At 54.9% G+C, this 18,713-nt stretch carries 17 protein-coding genes and 1 pseudogene; 10 read left to right on the top strand and 8 right to left on the bottom strand.

Annotated elements, in window-relative coordinates; genetic code table 11:
* Positions 1–40: 40 nt before the first annotated feature.
* Complete coding sequence (locus E8D52_02550) at positions 41–322, bottom strand: phosphate starvation-inducible protein PsiF (protein ID TKB70353.1); 282 nt, start codon at positions 320–322, stop codon at positions 41–43.
* A 325-nt stretch (positions 323–647) separates the two neighbouring features.
* Here E8D52_02550 and aepX point away from each other — a divergent pair, with 325 nt between their 5' ends.
* On the top strand, positions 648–2,282 hold the full coding sequence (gene aepX / locus E8D52_02545) for a phosphoenolpyruvate mutase (GenBank protein ID TKB69954.1): 1,635 nt from the start codon (positions 648–650) through the stop codon (positions 2,280–2,282).
* Positions 2,283–2,294: 12 nt separating this feature from the next.
* Here aepX and truA read toward each other — a convergent pair whose 3' ends face one another.
* Both truA and E8D52_02535 read right to left on the bottom strand, forming a co-directional pair.
* Complete coding sequence (truA, locus tag E8D52_02540) at positions 2,295–3,032, bottom strand: tRNA pseudouridine(38-40) synthase TruA (GenBank protein TKB69953.1); 738 nt, start codon at positions 3,030–3,032, stop codon at positions 2,295–2,297.
* Positions 3,033–3,062: 30 nt separating this feature from the next.
* Positions 3,063–4,346, bottom strand: coding sequence for a hypothetical protein (locus tag E8D52_02535; GenBank protein ID TKB69952.1), 1,284 nt, complete (start codon positions 4,344–4,346; stop codon positions 3,063–3,065).
* A gap of 127 nt (positions 4,347–4,473) precedes the next feature.
* Between E8D52_02535 and E8D52_02530 the strand changes: the two genes are divergently transcribed.
* Positions 4,474–4,995 (top strand): NYN domain-containing protein, encoded by a 522-nt coding sequence (locus tag E8D52_02530; GenBank protein TKB69951.1) that lies wholly within the window; start codon positions 4,474–4,476, stop codon positions 4,993–4,995.
* On the opposite strand, the gene E8D52_02525 is transcribed toward E8D52_02530, so the two are convergent.
* Positions 4,982–5,752, bottom strand: coding sequence for a TatD family deoxyribonuclease (locus E8D52_02525; GenBank protein TKB69950.1), 771 nt, complete (start codon positions 5,750–5,752; stop codon positions 4,982–4,984). The two genes, E8D52_02530 and E8D52_02525, sit on opposite strands and share 14 nt — an antisense overlap.
* 127 nt (positions 5,753–5,879) lie before the next feature.
* On the opposite strand from E8D52_02525, the gene E8D52_02520 reads away from it, so the two are divergent.
* Complete coding sequence (locus tag E8D52_02520) at positions 5,880–6,203, top strand: zinc ribbon domain-containing protein (GenBank protein ID TKB69949.1); 324 nt, start codon at positions 5,880–5,882, stop codon at positions 6,201–6,203.
* A 36-nt stretch (positions 6,204–6,239) separates the two neighbouring features.
* On the opposite strand, the gene E8D52_02515 is transcribed toward E8D52_02520, so the two are convergent.
* Complete coding sequence (locus E8D52_02515) at positions 6,240–7,301, bottom strand: 3-deoxy-7-phosphoheptulonate synthase (GenBank protein ID TKB69948.1); 1,062 nt, start codon at positions 7,299–7,301, stop codon at positions 6,240–6,242.
* 173 nt (positions 7,302–7,474) lie between these two features.
* On the opposite strand from E8D52_02515, the gene E8D52_02510 reads away from it, so the two are divergent.
* The 4 genes and pseudogenes from E8D52_02510 (at position 7,475) to E8D52_02495 (ending at position 11,733) form a co-directional block, all read left to right on the top strand.
* Positions 7,475–7,804 carry a hypothetical protein gene (locus E8D52_02510; GenBank protein ID TKB69947.1) on the top strand — a complete coding sequence of 110 codons (330 nt, stop codon included), beginning with the start codon at positions 7,475–7,477 and terminating at the stop codon, positions 7,802–7,804.
* 111 nt (positions 7,805–7,915) lie between these two features.
* On the top strand, positions 7,916–10,333 hold the full coding sequence (locus E8D52_02505) for a TonB-dependent receptor (protein TKB69946.1): 2,418 nt from the start codon (positions 7,916–7,918) through the stop codon (positions 10,331–10,333).
* Positions 10,334–10,688: 355 nt separating this feature from the next.
* Positions 10,689–11,048: pseudogene (locus E8D52_02500) on the top strand (energy transducer TonB).
* 100 nt (positions 11,049–11,148) lie between these two features.
* Positions 11,149–11,733: a phosphatase PAP2 family protein gene (locus E8D52_02495; GenBank protein ID TKB69945.1), complete on the top strand. Its 585-nt coding sequence runs from the start codon at positions 11,149–11,151 to the stop codon at positions 11,731–11,733.
* A gap of 3 nt (positions 11,734–11,736) precedes the next feature.
* Here E8D52_02495 and E8D52_02490 read toward each other — a convergent pair whose 3' ends face one another.
* Positions 11,737–12,705: a hypothetical protein gene (locus E8D52_02490; GenBank protein TKB69944.1), complete on the bottom strand. Its 969-nt coding sequence runs from the start codon at positions 12,703–12,705 to the stop codon at positions 11,737–11,739.
* Positions 12,706–12,896: 191 nt separating this feature from the next.
* On the opposite strand from E8D52_02490, the gene E8D52_02485 reads away from it, so the two are divergent.
* A complete protein-coding gene (locus E8D52_02485; GenBank protein TKB69943.1) occupies positions 12,897–13,865 on the top strand; it encodes an IS30 family transposase in 969 nt (322 codons plus the stop codon).
* A gap of 453 nt (positions 13,866–14,318) precedes the next feature.
* On the opposite strand, the gene E8D52_02480 is transcribed toward E8D52_02485, so the two are convergent.
* Entirely contained in the window at positions 14,319–14,714 is a 396-nt protein-coding gene (locus E8D52_02480; GenBank protein ID TKB69942.1) for a translation initiation factor, read from the bottom strand.
* Between the two features lie 134 nt (positions 14,715–14,848).
* Positions 14,849–15,763 carry a hypothetical protein gene (locus E8D52_02475; GenBank protein TKB69941.1) on the bottom strand — a complete coding sequence of 305 codons (915 nt, stop codon included), beginning with the start codon at positions 15,761–15,763 and terminating at the stop codon, positions 14,849–14,851.
* 591 nt (positions 15,764–16,354) lie between these two features.
* On the opposite strand from E8D52_02475, the gene E8D52_02470 reads away from it, so the two are divergent.
* Positions 16,355–17,137, top strand: coding sequence for a ParA family protein (locus tag E8D52_02470; GenBank protein ID TKB69940.1), 783 nt, complete (start codon positions 16,355–16,357; stop codon positions 17,135–17,137).
* A complete protein-coding gene (locus tag E8D52_02465) occupies positions 17,134–18,075 on the top strand; it encodes a ParB/RepB/Spo0J family partition protein (GenBank protein TKB69939.1) in 942 nt (313 codons plus the stop codon). Before E8D52_02470 ends, E8D52_02465 begins: the two co-directional genes overlap by 4 nt.
* Positions 18,076–18,713 lie beyond the last annotated feature (638 nt).

The following is an 18,713-nucleotide window of genomic DNA, read 5'->3' as shown; positions in this document are numbered from 1 at the left end:
ATCAATCCGGCGCGGCCTGGGCCGCGCCGGAATAACAGGACTAGGCTGAGAGGCAATCGCTCATGAATTGCTTCCGCTCGTCGCCCTTCAACTTCTTGTCGCCCGCTTCTTTATTGCACGTCTTCATCTTATTCTGCTGAGAGCCCTTCCCGCTTCCACTTTTCTCCGACTTGGCGGAGAGACAGTCCTTCATAAACTCCTTCCGCTCGTCTCCCTTTCCTTCGCCAAACCCATTCTTGTTTGCCTGCTCGTTACAGACCTTCATTTTGTTTTGCTGTTGAGGTGCGGCGACGGCGAATGGAGTCGCTCCAAGGCTAACCATGAACAAGGTAACCGTGATCACACGTAGCGCTGTCGACATACCAATTCTCCTTTATGATGAGAGGTGAGATACACGTCTGAGCGTCCATCTTAGCAAAATAATACGTAATTGTCTGTTAGGAATGGCTTGAGGCCTGTTGGGCATCAGCAACTTATGGGCGAAGAGGGCTTGTGTAGGACGATAGCCACTGAGGACGAAGTTACGGTTTAGCGCTCAACAAGACAGGATGATTTATTCGAAGGAAAAGGATATTCTCTGAAGGAAATCAATACACCGTAGCGGCATCCATTTTGACGTATATGGGTGGGAAGAGGGAAGGACAGTTATGAGCTCAACCCCAGGCATGACACCATCGAGCCAATTTAGGAAGCTCCTCTTATCGGAGCAGCTGGAATTCATCTGCGAAGCTCATAACGGCCTGAGTGCAAAGATCGTTCAAGAAGCTGGCTTCAAAGGCATTTGGGCCAGCGGCCTTTCCATCTCAGCCCAATTTGGAGTTCGTGACAACAACGAGGCCAGCTGGACTCAAGTCCTGGATAATCTGGAATTCATGTCCGACGCGGTTACGATTCCCATTCTCCTCGATGGCGATACGGGATATGGCAACTTCAACAATATGCAGCGGCTCGTGCGCAAGCTGGAGCAGCGACGTATCGCCGCGGTTTGTATCGAAGACAAGCTCTTTCCCAAGACAAACAGTTTCATTAAGGGCGATGCTCAGCCGATGGCGGACATGCAAGAGTTCTGCGGCAAGATCAAGGCAGGCAAAGACGCTCAGACTGATTCGGACTTTTGCATTATCGCGAGAGTAGAAGCCTTCATCTGTGGTTGGGGGTTGGCGGAAGCCCTTCGCCGAGCCGAGGCCTATCGTCAGGCAGGCGCAGACGGCATCCTCATTCATAGTGCCTTGTCGGTGCCGGATGAGATCCTTGCGTTCAAGCAGGAATGGAGCAATCGATGTCCGGTCGTGATTGTGCCGACCAAATATTACGCCACGCCCACCGATGTGTTTCGGCAGCATGGGTTCTCAATGGTGATTTGGGCCAATCATATGCTCCGAACCGCCGTGGCCGCCATGCAGAAAACCGCGCGGACCTTGAAGGAACAGCAACATCTGCTTTCCATTGAAGACAAAGTTGCGCCGGTTTCAGAAATCTTCAGGCTGCAAAATGCCGCAGAGTTACAAGATGCCGAAGACCGCTATCTTCCCAGAGGCGCAGAAAATACCAGCGCCATCGTGTTGGCGGCTTCCCGTGGGGCGGAGCTTCGTGAGCTGACCGAGCACCAACCCAAGACCATGGTGAAAATTCAGGGGACGCCGATCCTTGCCCGCATCGTGGATGCCTATAACGCCGTGGGGATCAAGGACATCACGGTCGTTCGTGGCTATAAAAAAGAGGCGGTGACGCTGCCCAACCTGACCTATTTGGATAACGATGACTTTGCCGATACCGGTGAGCTGGATTCTCTGGACAAAGCGATGCGTGCCCGGAAAGGGGTGGCCAAGGATCTGATCATTTCATATGGCGACGTGCTGTTCAATACGTACATTCCTCAAGCCCTGTGTCAGGAAAAAGAGGACTTTGTCGTCTTTGTGGACAGCGATTGGCAGAACCAGAGCAGCTATGCCCGTCTAGGCGGCTTTGCCGAATGCACGCTGCCGAATTCAAGGAAAGCCTTCAATGCCAAGATTTATCTGAAACAATTAGGGAATCTGGCACCTCAAGAAAGCATCCATGGAGTCTGGATGGGGTTCCTCAAAGTGTCTCCCGCCGGAACTGTCCACCTTCAGGCGATCCTCGCTGAGATGGTAGCTGATCCAGCGAATCGCAAAGCCGGCATTCCCGTTCTATTGCAAGAACTGTTGAAGCGACAACTCTCTGTTCGTGTGCTCTATACGGTCGGCCACTGGCTTGATATCAACAGCCTTGATGATGTGGTTCAGGCAGGCAATTTTTGACCATTCGCGCTCTCACTCGTAATCCACCCGTACCAAAAATAGCCCCTGAGGGGGAGCTGTTTTGCCGGCTGCTGAACGATCTCGTGCATCGAGAATGTGCGTGAGCCTGTCCGGCGGGCGTTTGTGCAAGCCGACCTCTGCAAGGGTGCCGACGATCGAACGGATCATCTGTTTCAGGAAACGGTCGGCATAGGCTTCGATTCGCAGCCGATCGCCGTCCCGGAACACCGTGCATTGTTGCAGATGACAGATGGGATTGTCGTTGTCGGTGGGCTGGGTCTGGAACGAAGAGAAATCGTGCGAGCCGATCAGGGCCAGTCCTGCCTGATTCATGGCCGCATCGTCAAGAGGCTGATGGATATGCCAGCAATAGTCACGCTCAACTGCCGGACGTTCCGGGCGATTCAGAATACGGTATTCATACAGTTTGCCCTTGGCCGAATGTCTCGCGTGGAAGGTGTCCGGCATGAGCGCGACTGATCGCACCACGATGCTTTTTGGGAGGTGAGCGTTCAGCGCTCTGGTCCATTCTCGGGGCGTCATGTCACGGTTGATATGGAAACTTGCCACCTGTCCCATCGCGTGCACTCCTGCATCGGTGCGTCCGGCCCCGATGACTGGCGTGTTGATTTGAGTGACGCCTGCAATGGCCGCTTCGACGGCTGCTTGAACTGTTGGCTGGTTGGGCTGACGTTGCCAGCCTGCGTAGGCCGTGCCGTCATATTCGAGAGTCAGTTTGATGATAGGCATGCAACACGTGGATGGCGATGAGCGAGACGATCAGCGGATGTCCGGTCGATTATTGGCCAGGAACGAAACGATACCATGGTAGAGGGATTGAGCGACATCGCGGACGAACGCCGGTTTTCTGAGGAGATCTTCCTCGTCGGGGTTTGAAATATAGGCGATCTCGGCCAGGATGCTGGGCATGCTCGTAAACCTCAAGACATAAAAGGGCGCGGTCTTGACGCCATGGTCGTTGACCACATATGGCCCATTCATCTGGGAGACCATGGCTTCTTTCGCGTTCCACGCAAGCTCCAGAGACTCCTCGATTTTCTTTGCCGTTAAAAGATCTGCCACGAGGTATTCCCATCCGACCCCGGTGTTGATGATCGGGGTGCCGTTCTCCCGTGCTGCGACCTCAAGTGCTCGCTGATCCTTGGCCTCTCCGAAGTGATAGATTTCAATTCCTTTGACCTGGCGTGACGGATGCGAGTTGACATGGATGGAGACGAAGAGATCGGCTTCGCTGCTGTTCGCAAACCTGGCCCGATCTTCCAACTCAATAAACACATCACGGTCTCGGGTCATCAACACACGCACCCCGGGCTGCTTACTTAGCAGTTCACGAAGCTGGAGCCCTACCTTGAGGGTAATATCCTTCTCCTCGGTCCGTTGGAGCCCCCGTGCGCCCGGATCTTTCCCCCCATGGCCTGGATCGATGACGATGGTTGTGTATCCCTTGACGCGCGGCGTGACGGGTCTGGACGCAGGAGCGGCTGACCGCTGAGAGGCCTCGCCCCGGTCAAGCGCGGAAGGAGTGACTGGTGCGGTGGGTGGAGTCACGTCAATGACCAAGCGAGGCGGATGGGACAGTGGGAAGTGCTTATAGGTCCGAAACGCTGTGATTGGAAGAGACACCGCGACAGCATGCGAGGGCAGTTGAGTGATCATGAAGGGTGACGGGATGGTCCCGTTCGTCGCTTTCGTTTGCGCTGGTTGGCTGAGCCTTGTGTTGGGAAGGGCGAGGACCACGCGACTTGGATTGGCCGCTCGTTGCTCGATGACCGTCGTGTGACGATCGAGATCCAACACGAGTCTGGTTTTCTCCTGGCTCGTCATCACACGGAAATTGCGAACGGTAATGGGAGCCAGGGAAGCGGTCGTTCCTCTGATGTGGCGCTGTTCCGATGACCGCACCGGTAAAGGACGGTGATCATCAGAGGACCACGCCCAGGCCGATGGGATCAGGATCCCGTATGCGGAGAGGAAGAAGATGGCAGTGGATGAGAGAAGGGTGAGGGGCTTAACGGAAAGCAGTCGAGGCTTTCGCATACGCATGGGTCTTTTATCGGTAGAAGGCAATGTGAAACTATTCTCAGATGTCCACCGCCTTGTCAAGATTTACGCTCGTTAGCGAGGTAGAATTCGGATTGACTGTGGGCTCACGACCGCGATAGCGTGAGATATGCCGCCGCATCTGATCGTCGATGGGTATAACGTGCTGGCTGGAGCCGGAGCCCTTCCCGGACGCCTTGAATCGGCCCGCGAGGTGTTGCTGCATGAGTTGGCCGCCTATCGGCATCGGAAGAACCATGCCATCACCGTCGTATTTGACGGCTGGCAACAGGGCCAGCCATCCGAACGGCGAGAGCATCGAGCAGGAGTCCAGGTAATCTATTCAAAGCGGGGTGAACGGGCAGATCAGGTCATCCAACGATTGGCACGGGAATACGGGGCGGACTGTGCGGTCGTCAGCTCCGACCACGAAATCGTGAATACGGCCAGAGCTCATGGGGCCATGGTCATGGGATCGCGAGAATTTTCGGACAAGCTGCGGGTGTCATCAAGCGCAGGCGGCACCATACCCTATAAAGAACTCGATACAGGGGGCGATGTTCGCTCGACCCGGGGACCGGAGAAGAAGGGGAACCCTCGCAAACTGCCGAAATCTCAACGACAACGCGCTCGACAGCTCAAGCGATTTTGAACAGCTGCTTTGCATTCTCGGTCGTTCGTCCCTGAATCTCTTCCAAGGAGAGCTCGGGATGAATGGCTGCGAGTTGCTTCGCTACCTGTGCCACATACGCCGGTTCATTGCGTTTACCGCGATAGGGAACAGGCGTCAGGTATGGGCAATCGGTTTCGATGAGCAGGCGATCCAGCGGGGTCTTCTTGGCAATCTCGCGTAGCGCGGTCGCACTCTGAAACGTCAGGATTCCTGAAAACGAGAGATGAAATCCCAAATCAAGGGCTTCCTTCGCCAGCCAGGCATCCCCAGAAAAGCAGTGAAAGATCCCACCGACTTCTGACGCTTTCTCTTCCCTTAAAATTGCAACCGTATCCTCCTGTGCTTCCCTCGTGTGAATGATCACGGGTAGCTTGAGTTCGCGTGCAACCTGAATCTGCTCGCGGAATCGGTCACGCTGCTCATTTGGGGAGGAGTGATTGTAGTGATAATCGAGCCCGATTTCCCCATAGGCCACGACCTTCTCGCTCTTCGCTAGACGGCGGAACTCATCATACCAATCGTCCTGGATATGCTTGACTTCGTGTGGATGGACCCCGACGGAGGCGTACACAAAGCGATAGTGATCGGCGAGCGCGACGGCCGCTTGACTGGTCGTTAGATCACAGCCGATGGAGACGAACGCTTCGACTCCGGCTTCCCGCGCACGAGCGATGACCGCCTCCCGATCGTCGTTGTAGCGCGCATCATCAAGATGTGTGTGGGTATCGATCAACATCGCCGTATAGTAGCACGAGCGAATCGTTATGCGAATCCCGATTCAATACAAGCTTAGTTCGTAGAATGTCGTGAAGAGGGACTGGTCGATCTCAGTTCGGTGTCCAGAATGAGAAGAGATGCAAGTCATGCCCATCTATGAGTATGTGGCCGAGTATTGCGTGGAGTCGCTGTACTGTCCAAAACGGTTCGCATTTAGGCAATCAATGAACGCCTATCCGGTTGAGGCGTGCCCTCGCTGTGGAACGGAACTGAGGCGAATTCTGTCGTCTTTTTCAGCGGGAGTTGGCCTGGCTGCGCATATGGCGGGCCTATCGGATCTGTCTGCGGATTCACTGGCCCCGCCCGCCACGTTAAAGAACATGTTTGGTGGCGGACTCGGTGATCTCGGCTGCGGCCATCGGCATCCCGACGGCACGGGAGGCACGGAGTCCAGTAAGCATCGTGGCTAAAACACAAAGGCTCTTGGCGGTGGGAAAAGGTAGAGATCAGGAGACGGGTTTTGGAGTGATGGCGGCGGCGAGGTCATGCAATAAATGTTCGGTTTCTCTCCAGCCAAGGCAGGCATCGGTAATGGAGACACCATGCTGAAGGGCCACACCTTCCTTCCAGGCTTGTTTGCCGGGATTCAGGTTGCTTTCGAGCATCAGTCCCATGATGGTTTGGCGGCCTTCGCGGAACTGCCGCAGGACCTCGTGAGCGACCACGCCCTGGCGGGTGTGATCCTTCCTGGAATTGTCATGCGAACAATCGATCATGATCGAGCGGGCGATCCCCTCTCCGGCAACCGCAACCTCAGCTTTGGCAACATCCTGTGCTTCATAGTTCGTTCGTCCGCCTCCGCCACGGAGCACGAGATGGCGATCAGGATTGCCCATAGTCTTGATGATGGCAGTCTGGCCATCGGCATTGATGCCGACGAAATGGTGTGGCGCGCGGGCGGACGTCATGGCATTGATGGCGACCTGCAAACTGCCTTCCGTCCCATTCTTGAATCCAACCGGCATGGAGACCCCGCTGGCCATTTCGCGATGGGTTTGGCTTTCCGTGGTCCGCGCACCGATAGCTGCCCAACTGATGAGGTCAGCGACGTATTGAGGACTGATTGGATCCAGCAATTCCGTTCCGCAGGGAAGGCCCAATTGATTGATCTTGAGGAGAATTGCTCTCGCCAATTCCATCCCTGCTGCGATGTCGCAGGTGCCGTCGAGACGGGGGTCATTGATGAGCCCTTTCCACCCCACGGTGGTTCTCGGCTTTTCGAAGTAGGTTCGCATGACAATGAGGAGGCGGTCACGCAAGGCATCGGCGATGGGCTTCAGCTTGCCGGCATACTCATAGGCAGCCTCGGGGTCATGGATGGAGCACGGGCCGACGATGACCAGGAGCCGGTCGCGGTCTTCTCCATGAAGAATGCGGCGAATGGCTTCTCTCGTTTCCACGACGAGCGCCGCCGCTTGATCAGTAATGGGCAGCTTGGTCTTGATGGCGCGAGGAGAGGGGAGCGCCTTGATTTCAATGACGTGTTGATTATCGATCGGCCTATTCATGAATGGTCATGTCCTTAGAACGGTCTTAATCGCCTTGGTTTTGAAGGGGAACTAATCTAACGAATTACGCATGAAAAGTCCATACCAGTTGCTGATTGGGCTGGATTGAGCTATCTGGCGACTGATTTCAACGGTTCTTGCAATTCTGACAACTGGATGCCTATTCTACGGCCATGTTTTTGAGACGACTGAGAGACCTCTCCTCGTTACTCCACTCTGGAGTGGCCTTGGGGATGATTTGCATTATCCTGGGGCTGGCTCCGTTCGCCGTCGCTCAGGATGTCCACCACGAGTTGGCCGCAGCAGATTCGGATGGTCATGAACATTCGGACACCGATATTTGTCAGTGGGTTCAGCACCACATTGCCGGATCAGTCGATCTTGATGTGCCACGGTTTGCCGTGTGCGATATTGTCCGACAGCAAGAACTTCCGTCTGAATCTGTTTTGCTATCGACTGCGCTCTCTCTTATCGGCCCCTCCCGCGCTCCTCCTCAAGTATAGCTGAGCCACCAAGCCAAGCATTCAGGATGGTCGACAGGCGTGTGATCTAGGTATGCCTCGTCCATCCGTTCTCATTGATTATGTGTGGATGTGTGAGTGAGGAGGAGCGTGATGTATTCATGTGTGAAAGGTGCGTTGAATGCGATGTTTGTGACGATCGTCGTGGTGGGCCTTGGAGGGATGTTTTCAGCCCTTCAGGCAGCCAATAGCGAGCAAGCCCAAACGATCAAGGGAGTTGTGCAACAACAAGACCTTCGGCGGGTGCCACAGGCCATTATTGAAGTCAAAAATCAAGCGGGTGATATGGTGTCATCCGGAGTCTCGAACGATGCCGGTGAATTCAAAATCGCTGTCCCCGAGGGCGGTACCTACTCCGTCAGTGCGGTACAAGAGACCTATCGGAGTGAGTATATGGTGCTGACGCTTGGCGAAGAGCCAGTGAATCCAGTGACCCTGACACTCTCCAAGACTAAGGAAGTGTCGCTGGAGGTGATTTCACCATTACCACCCATTCAGACTAAGGCGTCCAGCGAGACCTATTCACTCAGCCGGAAGGAGATCGATATTCTTCCGAGAGGCAACAATAATGACTTACACGACGTGCTACTGACGATCCCTGGCGCGGCCTATGGATCGTTGAAGCAGCTTCATATCAGACAGGACCATGCGAATCTCCAACTCAGGATCGATGGCGTGCCGATTCCTGACACGGTCTCCTCGACGTTTTCTGATGTCATTTCGCCGCGGGCATGGGAGCGGGCCGATATCGTGCTGGGCGGGATGGAAGCCAATGTGGGAAACAAGACGGCTGCACTCATCGATATTACGACGAAGAGCGGCACGAAGCCGGGATTTGGGTCGGTCCAGATGTTCGGCGGATCGAATAAAACGATCAACCCGTCATTCGAGTATGGAGGCACGATCGGCGAGAAGTTCCGCTATTACTTCTTGAACAGCCATACGGCGACAAATCGAGGCATCGAGCCGCCGACCGTTGGGCACTCCATTTTTCACGGGCAGAGCGAGCGGAACCAGACGATGTTTCGCGGTGACTATCAGTACGACAATAACAATAATATTACTCTGTTGTTCTTGAACTCCATCGCGAAATATCAGATCCCGACGTCCCCTGGACTGGAAGTGAACCCGACTATTCTCGGCTTGTTGCCCGGAGGATTTACGCCGGTGCCGTCGGAAAGGGTGGATGAAAATCAGAAGGAAAATAACCAATATGGCCACCTGGTGTGGCGGCGCGACATCAATACTAGGAATTTCTTTAGTTTGGCCGGGTATTTCCGTCACACGAGAGCTACCTTTCGAACAGATCCGTTGAATGTTCTCGCCTATGTGCCGGAAGTAGAAGAGCCCTTCTCGGCCGGGAGCCAAGACCGGACGGGCTATTCTGGTGGCATGCGCATGGATTATACATACGTCTACAGCAAGGAACACTTGATCAAGGCAGGGTTCCAGATCGATCGGACCCAGGCGATCAACAAGACGAGATTGTTTACCTTTCTCGATGACGGAGTGGGAAACCCGACCGGAGGCGTCATCAATGCTGGTGGCGACAACCGGCTCATCGGATGGCGGCAAGAGTTCTGGATTCAGGATCAGTGGACGCCGAATGAACATTGGACAGTCAACATTGGTGTGCGTGCAGACACGGTGCAGTATCAACGGGATGAAGGACAAATTAGTCCCAGGGTCGGTGTCACGTACCGATACAACTCGGCCAACGCCTTTCACGCGTTCTATGGGCGCATGTTTACCCCGCCGAATCTTGAGAGGCTTGCCTTGGCCGGCTTGAATACAGAGGGAACGAAAGCGCATCCGGAGGATACCACCAATAATCTGCCGCGGGCTGAGCGGGCCCATTACTTCCAAATCGGTAGCGTCCATGCCCTCACAGATTGGGCGACCCTCCAGCTCACGGGGTATTACAAGCTCGCCAATTATCTGTCGGACTCACACCAGTTAGGCACGACGCCCCTGCTGAACTATATCGCCTTTGAACGGGGATGGACCAGAGGCGCTGATGCCGCGCTGAAGGTCTGGTTCATGGAGAATCTAACGGGTCGCGGCAACATCGCGTGGGGACAGTGTAAGGGCTATGGCTTGCAGTCCGGTCATAATCTGTTGCATGGCGAGGAAATCGGCGATATCAATTCGCGCAGCGGCGTCCATTGCGACCATCAGCAGACGCTGAGTGCCTCGGGGATCCTGAGTTACCGGTTGCTCGATCGCACGACCTTCACAGGCCAGTTTCTGTTTGGATCAGGGTTGCGGACGGCAGAAGTAGGTGCCAAGACCAACTCCTCTCATAGCCCGACCTACACGATCTATAACTTTTCGATCAGCCATGTCATTCCATTGCCCTGGCACGGGCAGAAGTTCGTGGTAGGTTTCGATATTGTGAATGCGTTGGATCAAAAGTATTTCATCAACCAAGGCGAAGGCAGTATCGGACTCGGTGTGTCTCATGCCGGGATGCCGCGGTCCTTCTTTTTCCGCGGCCAGTGGTTCTTTTAACCAGATGCCGAACAAGGTCACCAGCATCGTTCTCAGTCGCCCGTCTCCCTGCGACGTACCACAAGGGTACGCCTCAGTCGGCGGGCTCCCTGCGGCCTTGCTGGATGACCCTGTTGGGCATCTGGTGAAGAATCTTTGGCGTCTTAAGCGGGAGCCTGTGGTCTTTTGGAGTCATACGCGTCTTGGCTCGCCTCGCTAAGTCGGCGAAGCGGGCGCACGGGGGTGGGCGGGTGAGAAGGTGTGGCCCGTTTGAGCATCTGGATGGTGATAGCGTAGAATGTGGGGCATGCGACACTTTCTCACAATACTCTGTGCTGTTGTCTTGGCGTGGCCGGCTGTGCTCTATGCGGTGGTCGGTGATGAGGCCACCCATGAGAGTGATCACCATGATGACGTGCTTGAGTTGCCGGAAGTCCATGTCCATGGACTTCCCCTCAATAAGGATCAACAATTGGGCCCTGTGGCCAAGTCAACGCCCTGGCCTGGCATTCCTGCCTCGCTCAATAGTCAAGAAATCGATGATTGGATGAAGGCCCGATTGTTGGTTTCCAAGCATGCAAAGGTGACTGTCGTGGTGCTGGAACCCTGCAAGCATCGCGAACTGACGACCTCTGGAGTCACGGCGCTTGGTAAATGGACATTCGATCCCCAGATGAAAGGGGACGATCCGGTGGACGGAGAACTGACGGTCAGAATCCATTTTCGGACCAGGTAAGCCACATCAATTGTGCTGGGCCATTCGCTGTTCGGTGCGTATTCCACCAAAGATCGGTTGACGCTTGACGGGTAGCGAGTAACGCTTTATCGTCGCACGCATGAGCGTGGACGAGATCCTCTTCCTGGCGATCAACGGATTGGCAGGCCAGTCAGCGGCGGCCGATTACTTTTTCCTGCAACTGGGACACCGCAGCACGCTCTATCTTCCAGGGGCCTGCGCGATTGCCTATTGGATCTGGAGCAACAGGCGAGAGGCGCTGTTGGGCGGTCCAGTTCTGGGGGCAGCCGTCGGACTCACCGATTTCGTTGGTGGACAGCTCAAATGGTTCTTTGAACGAGTCCGACCCTGTCGGGCGTTGGCCGAAGCCGTCAAGATCGAACTGAGTGGCTGTGGGGGATTGTTCAGCTTCCCATCGAACCACGCGGCCAACACTGCCGCCATCGCGGCATTCCTGCAAGTCCTCTATCCCAAATCAGGCTGGATCACCTGGCCGATTGTGGCATTCGTCGGATTTTCCCGCGTGTTTATCGGCGCTCATTATGTGACGGATGTGTTTGCTGGGTGGATGCTTGGTGGCGTGATCGGCGGAGGAGCAGCTTGGGCACTGCTGCAATGGCCGAGGTTCCGGAAGAAGTTGGCGTCAGTCGTCATGCCGATTGGAAAAGTTGAAGTCAGATCCTGAGGATTACGCAGGCGATGTTGGTTCCTCAACCGTGGCTAACAAGCCAGCCTCCAGTCGATCGACATCGTATCCCCGACCAATCAGTACCAGGGCAGACGTTGGCTCATCCAAGAGTGTCACTGGTGTGATCGTGGACTGTCCCGGCAGCGCGTATTGGAATTCCTGCAGCTCCGGTTCCTTCCCAAACCGGACATATCCTTTCGCCCGCTCCAGTTGCTTCGGGATTGTCTTCATCCAGGCTAAGAAACGCTGGCGATTCAGCGGACCAGGTAATAAGACGGTTGTCGCGATCGGATGATAGGTCGCCCTTGGCCGGGATGAGATCTGTGCCTTGCCAAAAAGTACATTGGTGGGAGCTGTCGGTTTCCTGGAAGGGTGTGGAGCCAAGAGGTCTGCGGCATCAAGACGGGCATGGGATGTTTCCCATAGGCGGGCATAGGGGTTTTGTTCGACAATGCCTGTGCGGAACCGTTCCCAATGGCCTGGAACATACAGGTCTCGCTTGTTCAAGATGAGTTCATCGGCACAGCGAATGGCTTGCGTCGTCACATAGGCGCTGGAATGGCTTTCGTCGGTCGAGACAGGATGTAGCAGCGCGATCACCCGTTCAAGGGAAGCCAAGCGTGCGGTGTAGGCATCCGTCACGGCGTCGACGACTTCGGCGGGATCGGCCAGCCCTGAACATTCCAGAATCAGCACATCCGATCCATGGTCGCGCACCAGTTGTGCGATGCCCCAGGAAAGATCTTCCTTTGTGTCGCAACAGACGCAGCCCCCGGCCAGATTCATGACCTGCTCGGCGAGCGTTCCCGCGCGAGGGCCATCGATACTGACGGACCCCGCTTCGTTCATCAGGACACCAGTCCGTCGACCCTGTGCTTTCCAATACTCAAGCAACCGCATCAGCAGGGTCGTCTTGCCGGCGCCAAGGGAGCCGCAGAGAATATAGAAGGGGGCAGGAGTGAAGGTCATACTCGTCCTTCCTCAAACATAAGCTATTGTACCGGGCTAGGTCTAGCACATGAAGGGTACGGGCTATGGAAAAATCTGCATGGAGGATACAGCGCAGTGCTGTATCAAAAGATCCGCAGATTCAAGTAGCCAGTGCATAATTGCACCGACGGCGTGATGGAGTAACCTCTTGGGACACCAAGGGGTTACTGATGCGCACCTATTGTCGGATCACCTACGAAGATCGATGTCAGCTGTATGCCTTGCGGAAGGCAGGCCTCACCCAGGCCGAGATCGGCAAGGCCTTGGGGTTCAGCCAGGGAACCGTGAGCCGGGAACTCGCCCGGAACATGGGGCAACGAGGCTACCGGTTTCAGCAAGCGCAGCGCCAGGCACAAGCCCGCCAGGAGCAGGTTCGGCACCAGCCACGCAAGTTGACGGATCAGATCCGTCGCGCCCTCGTTCGCAAGCTGCGCACGGAACGCTGGAGTCCGGAGCAGTTGAGTGTCTGGGTGCGAGCCACGTACGGGATCTCCCTCAGCCATGAATGGATTTACCAGCTGATCTGGGCTAACAAACGCGCAGGCGGCGACCGCTGGCGGTTCTTGCGCCGACGGGGCAAGCGCTACAACCGACGTGGGGCTCAGACGGCGGGACGTGGCGTGATTCCTCATCGGACCGACATTGCAGAACGGCCTGCGATTGTAGCCGCAAAGGCGCGGCTGGGCGATTGGGAGGGCGACACTATCGTGGGGGCCCACCACAAGGGAGCGCGGCTCACCCATGTTGCGCGCAAACGCCTCTTCACCACCATCTCGAAATTACCCCGCCCCACAGCAGCCGCTACGCACCGCGCCACGGTGCGCGGGATGTCCCCGCTGCGCGACTACGTCCACACCATTACCTATGCCAACGGCAACGAGTTCGCCGGACACCGACAGACCGCGCACCGCCTGCAAGCCCACGTCTTCTTTGCCACGCCCTATCATGCGTGGGAGCGCGGCGTGAATGAGAACACCCATGGCCTGATTCGGGACTTCTTTCCAACGGGGACGGACTGCACTACAATTCACCCGGCAACGGTGGCGAAAGTGGAACGCCTGCTCAACCGCCGACCCAGAAAATCGCTCGGCTTTCACACGCCCAACGAGGTCTTTCACGCGCTGACCAGAAGCGGTTGAATATTATGCATTGGGAGGTTCAATCTGCGATATGTTATCTCGTAGGACTATGGTAAAAGGGAGAGAGAATGTTTCAGACGGTACCCGGCTGACGCTGAGCTCAGGCAGTGAACGCGAGAACATTGTGAAGACGAGATCCTAGACGGTGATCCTACGCGCTCGCGGAGCATGGTGAGTGCGAGGGGCGCATGGAGCCTGACGATCTTGGAGGACCTATGAGTATGTGGTGGCTGTTCGGTGGGGTAGCGGCGATTGCGGGGGGAATCCTACTGTACAAAGAATGGAGGCTGCGCCGTTGGTCGTCAGCCGCGTCTCATAGTGTGATGACCAAAACGACTGACGGGACAATGCTCCAATTCCTCGTCAGATCCACACGCAGGGGTGGAAGGTAGTTTCGACCATAATGTGTCTCCTTCATGCAAGCGGTGTTGTTCTCGCCGATAGAACGGCGCATTATCCTCCAGCGAAGACCGGGCGAAATCCTGCATCGATGAGAATGCGGGCGACCGACTCGCGCTGATCCCCTTGAATCTCGATCCTCCCCTCTTTGACCGTTCCGCCTGACCCACAGACCTTCTGCATCCGCTTGGCAAGGAGTGCCTTCTCGGCTTGACCGATCCCGACAAACCCTGTGACGACCGTGACGGTTTTCCCACCACGGTGTGCTGTCTGACGAATGATATCCACTCGCCCACGGTTCTTCTTGTGGACGACGAGTTCAGGTATGCCCTGGTCGGCAACAGATCCAGCGGGTGAAGTCGGCGACAGTTCAGTCTGCTTCAGTGATGCGAAGGGACTCACCCATTTGATTGGTCCACCATCGGTGGGAAGGCGCTTCTTGTCTTTCATGTGGCGTCGATTCCTGAGAAAGGCTACATCAAGGAAAAGTATTGAACAAGGCAACTCAATGGATGGTCGCTATGTGATTGAAAAAGTTTATAAAAATGACAATCAGCCACATGAGTTCACGCGACCCTATCGGATCATGACCCGTTACTATGATAGCAATTCCAAGTCGGATCATCCGGTGGGGAGTTCTGAGCACAGTTGGGACCCATAGGCCGTGGGATCCGCACATAGCCTTCGGCTGTACGATTCTTTTGGAAGATCTCAAGGTGCAGCTCGTGACAGGATCCTGAGCACCCAGTCATAGTCGGCAGCGGATTGTGGAGTGCGACGGCGTTTCCTCCAATCGGGATAAAGCGAGGATAGGTGGTTGTGGTCGAGCCGAACGTGAGTTGTCCGTGATGGGATGATTGTTCAACCTGAGTGGTGAATGTCGGACGCTCCTGTTTTGGTCGCAACACCGTGGCCCAGGTCGGATCGTCGGGAGCATAGAGGAAGGCGTTGTTCCCACGATGGCAGTCAGTACAGGGTGCGGTGCCAGGCGCAAACCCTTGAACAGGATCGCGAAGTGAGATTATTCGAACCTCGGCGGTCTCAGGGGTCCAGCTGGTCGCTGGCGAACGCGGGTCGTTATTCCAAAAACAGGCGTACCCCGTCGTGGCGCTTTGACAGATGACTTGGAATGACCCACCATTCCTCCCCAGCGCAATGCAGGCGCCTCTTCCTTGAGGCGGTGCGTATGACCAGACGCTCGCGAATGAGGTCTCATCCACAGGAGATTGATCCAACGTGTTCGGCGTCAGGAGGATCGTGTGAAGGTTGCCGTGGCGTTCCCAGTCTGATGATACCGGTTCCCAATCGGGTGGAATGGGGACACCCTTTGCACGGCACGACTCCAGATAATTATTGTTGACGATGACGTTCTCGCTTGCGGCCTGAGTGGAAACGGGTGAGTGGGAATTTGCCTCTTCTTTCGGAGACTCGATGAACGAGCAGCCGGCAAGAAGTAAGTAGGCCAAAACGAAGGTTGAAGCGTTGAAAGATCTCAGCATCGTTCCAATCTACTAGGCCAGGTTTCTCAGCGTGACTGATCAAGTCTCATCCAAACAGGGCGCCTGATTATATGCTGTAGAAGAGGATGTCAAGGGCCTGGTACAGACTGAGCACGCATCCTCCATCTATGGACGCTGCGCTGCCACATCTTTCATGTCGACGTAGTCAACCATGCGCGAGACTGCTTCGGCTTCAGTGGCACCTTTCTTTTTGATCCCTGCCGGTCGCACGAGGTTGATCGTTTCCCCTGATGGAGGAAGATGATTGACAATTCATACTACCTAGGATACTGCTCCGTTCAGAAACGGAGTGGAGAATATTTTCATGACAACCTTTATGAAGCACGTTGTTTCACGTAGTGCTCAGCTTTCACGAGATGATCGTTTCCATGGAGCATCTTGAGCAAGAGACGAGTGTCGTCTGGTGGTAGACATCAAAGAGACGGTGATGAAGTCTGTTAGTCCTGAGTGCTCCGCTTCAATTTGCCAATACAGGGTCATGCAGGCCATGGATTCGTGACGCAGGTCATTCAAAAAAGGAAGCAACTGAAGAAGGCGGCATTCACAAATCCGTGAAGAAGGAGAGCGTTGATGAAAACGTTGGTCTTAGCCAATCAGAAGGGTGGCGTGGGGAAAACAGCAATTGCCTGCCAGCTGGGGTACTTTCTCGTCGAACTGCTCAAGAAGCGGGTCTTGATCATTGACTTAGACCATCAGGGAAATACCTCGAAAAATATCATCACCTCGAAACTGGCCACCATCTCGGCGGTCACAGCCAATCAGCTGTTGACTGATCCTGTCACCACCATTGAGGATGGGAAATTTGTCGTGATTCCATCCCATGTCGATCTGCTCAAACTCGAACGACGAGAAGAAGATCACAACCAGTTCGCGAACAATCTCAGACTGTTCCTCAACGAAATGGATGACCGATTCGATGTGGCCATCATCGATACAAACCCGAATCCAGATATTCGTGTGCTCGCGTCGCTCGTGGTGGGAGATTTCGTACTGTCTCCTATTCAATTGAACCAAGAGGCCGTTGATGGCATTGCCGCGTTACGAGCGCAAGTGTTAAAGATACAAAGTACGCTGAATAAAGATCTCCGATTCATTGGCCTCCTTCCAAATCTGGTGGAGCCTACTCCCTTCCAACGCGGCAATATGGAACAACTCAGTAGAGCCTTTGCGTCGCTCTTCATCCGATTGGATGATGGACGGATGGCCGCCATTCCCTCACGCACGGCTGTGGCTGAAGCTCAGGCGATGGGGGCGCCGATCTGGACCTTGCAGAAAACCAGTTCACGCGATGCGTGGATGCATCTCAAACCAATCTTTCAAAAAGTTGCTCATACGATGGGGGTGACAGAATGAAAAAACCAATGACGGCGACACTGGATCTCACGGCTCTTGACCGTACGACTCCTGCTCCGGTTCCTGCTCCAGATCCAATCGCCAAAGAACGGATCGTGACGGCTGAAGTCTTAGGGCGCCCACTTCAAATCCAAGTCAAAGACATTGACGAAGATCCTGAGCAGCCACGCCGAGAGTTCGGTGCGGAGAGCATGGAGGAACTGGAGAACAGTATCAGGCTGCACGGAGTCAAAACACCCATCTCGATTCGTCCGCACCCCACGGAGCAGAAGCGATGGATCTTGAATTTTGGCGCACGCCGACTCAGAGCGTCGAAAGCTGTCGGGAAAGCCACGATTCCTGCCTTCGTCGATCGGTCGCATACCGACTACCAGCAAGTCATCGAGAATTTGCAGCGGGAAGATCTGAAGCCGCGTGAGCTGGCGATCTTCATCAAGAGGAAGATGGACGAGGGAGAGAAGCAGGCCCAGATTGCCGAACTGCTTGGCGTGAATCGGTCCATGGTCACGAATCATCTCGCACTCATCGATCCACCGGCTTGCATCGATGAGATTTACACATCAGGAAAATGTTCATCAGCCAAGACGCTCTACGATTTGCGGAATCTGTATAAGGAGTTTTCCAAGGAGGTTGAGCGTTGGTGTTCCACAGATCAGGAGATTACGCGGGCGACCGTGTCGGCGTTATCCGCCAAGCTCAGGGGTCCACAAAAACAAAAAATTGCCTCGCCGAAAGTGGAGCAGGTGAAAGAGGAGCAACCGATCAGTTCTGAGGCAACGATGCCGTCGCTGGTCGTCGTTTTTGAAAATAGATCTGGCACGGTAGATCTCCAGCACGCCCCACAGCAGCCGAACCACCTGATCGTGAATTTTGCGGATGGCAAGCAAGAAGAAGTGCCGGCGCGTCAATGTCAAATTGAGCAAATCATTTTCCAGTAACGACCTGCCATTCGTTTCCTCTCTCCATCTCTCCGATGGGGAGGGGCCATCCAGAACAGTCCATTTCATCACAGTCGTTTTCTCAATCCAGTAGCTTCACAGACTGAATTCATTGACCCATTCAGCGCCAGCTGATCTCTGTCACGAATGGCTAATGTGGGCTGGCTCAGTTGTTGGACATGTCCAACAAACACCACTACCATCCATCATGGCTCATCACGGTTTGGATAAAATTTTAGCTTGTACTGGTTCGTCTCCAACTCTGAGATAAGTTTGCGTCTTGGGAAGAGGCAAAATCTTGTTGGACATGTCCAACAACCTCCATCGCGGCTTGGTTAGAGTTGTGTACGTCCTGGTGTGTCTTGATCTACTGAATGTCTTTGCACCATGCTGCACGATTAGGATAGAGGAGTCATCATTCACGTGATTTTGAAAATGGCAGAAGCTGTATTGGGTGGATGTGGCTATCGACGAACAGCTGAAACGTGAGTCAAAATTCATTGAAGCTCTCACGGGATATGGCAGAGTGTCTGGACTGCCTGATGAGCTTGGCATGTTGCGCGCAAAATACGGATTGAGTCTACCATGGGAATTTGCAGGTAGCAGGGCGGCGTCATTCGGGTATACGGGCTCCTGAC

This window comes from Nitrospira sp., from assembly GCA_005116745.1.
GTDB lineage: Bacteria > Nitrospirota > Nitrospiria > Nitrospirales > Nitrospiraceae > Nitrospira_D.
Note: the sequence above shows the minus strand (reverse complement) of the source record. Positions and strands in the feature narration are given on the sequence as shown.

Bases quoted from the DNA above. Each gene is read 5' to 3' on its own strand.
- E8D52_02550 (TKB70353.1), bottom strand. From the start codon at position 322: ATGGTTAGCCTTGGAGCGACTCCATTCGCCGTCGCCGCACCTCAACAG.
- aepX (TKB69954.1), top strand. From the start codon at position 648: ATGAGCTCAACCCCAGGCATGACACCATCGAGCCAATTTAGGAAGCTC.
- truA (TKB69953.1), bottom strand. From the start codon at position 3,032: ATGCCTATCATCAAACTGACTCTCGAATATGACGGCACGGCCTACGCA.
- E8D52_02535 (TKB69952.1), bottom strand. From the start codon at position 4,346: ATGCGTATGCGAAAGCCTCGACTGCTTTCCGTTAAGCCCCTCACCCTT.
- E8D52_02530 (TKB69951.1), top strand. From the start codon at position 4,474: ATGCCGCCGCATCTGATCGTCGATGGGTATAACGTGCTGGCTGGAGCC.
- E8D52_02525 (TKB69950.1), bottom strand. From the start codon at position 5,752: ATGTTGATCGATACCCACACACATCTTGATGATGCGCGCTACAACGAC.
- E8D52_02520 (TKB69949.1), top strand. From the start codon at position 5,880: ATGCCCATCTATGAGTATGTGGCCGAGTATTGCGTGGAGTCGCTGTAC.
- E8D52_02515 (TKB69948.1), bottom strand. From the start codon at position 7,301: ATGAATAGGCCGATCGATAATCAACACGTCATTGAAATCAAGGCGCTC.
- E8D52_02510 (TKB69947.1), top strand. From the start codon at position 7,475: ATGTTTTTGAGACGACTGAGAGACCTCTCCTCGTTACTCCACTCTGGA.
- E8D52_02505 (TKB69946.1), top strand. From the start codon at position 7,916: ATGTATTCATGTGTGAAAGGTGCGTTGAATGCGATGTTTGTGACGATC.
- E8D52_02495 (TKB69945.1), top strand. From the start codon at position 11,149: ATGAGCGTGGACGAGATCCTCTTCCTGGCGATCAACGGATTGGCAGGC.
- E8D52_02490 (TKB69944.1), bottom strand. From the start codon at position 12,705: ATGACCTTCACTCCTGCCCCCTTCTATATTCTCTGCGGCTCCCTTGGC.
- E8D52_02485 (TKB69943.1), top strand. From the start codon at position 12,897: ATGCGCACCTATTGTCGGATCACCTACGAAGATCGATGTCAGCTGTAT.
- E8D52_02480 (TKB69942.1), bottom strand. From the start codon at position 14,714: ATGAAAGACAAGAAGCGCCTTCCCACCGATGGTGGACCAATCAAATGG.
- E8D52_02475 (TKB69941.1), bottom strand. From the start codon at position 15,763: ATGCTGAGATCTTTCAACGCTTCAACCTTCGTTTTGGCCTACTTACTT.
- E8D52_02470 (TKB69940.1), top strand. From the start codon at position 16,355: ATGAAAACGTTGGTCTTAGCCAATCAGAAGGGTGGCGTGGGGAAAACA.
- E8D52_02465 (TKB69939.1), top strand. From the start codon at position 17,134: ATGAAAAAACCAATGACGGCGACACTGGATCTCACGGCTCTTGACCGT.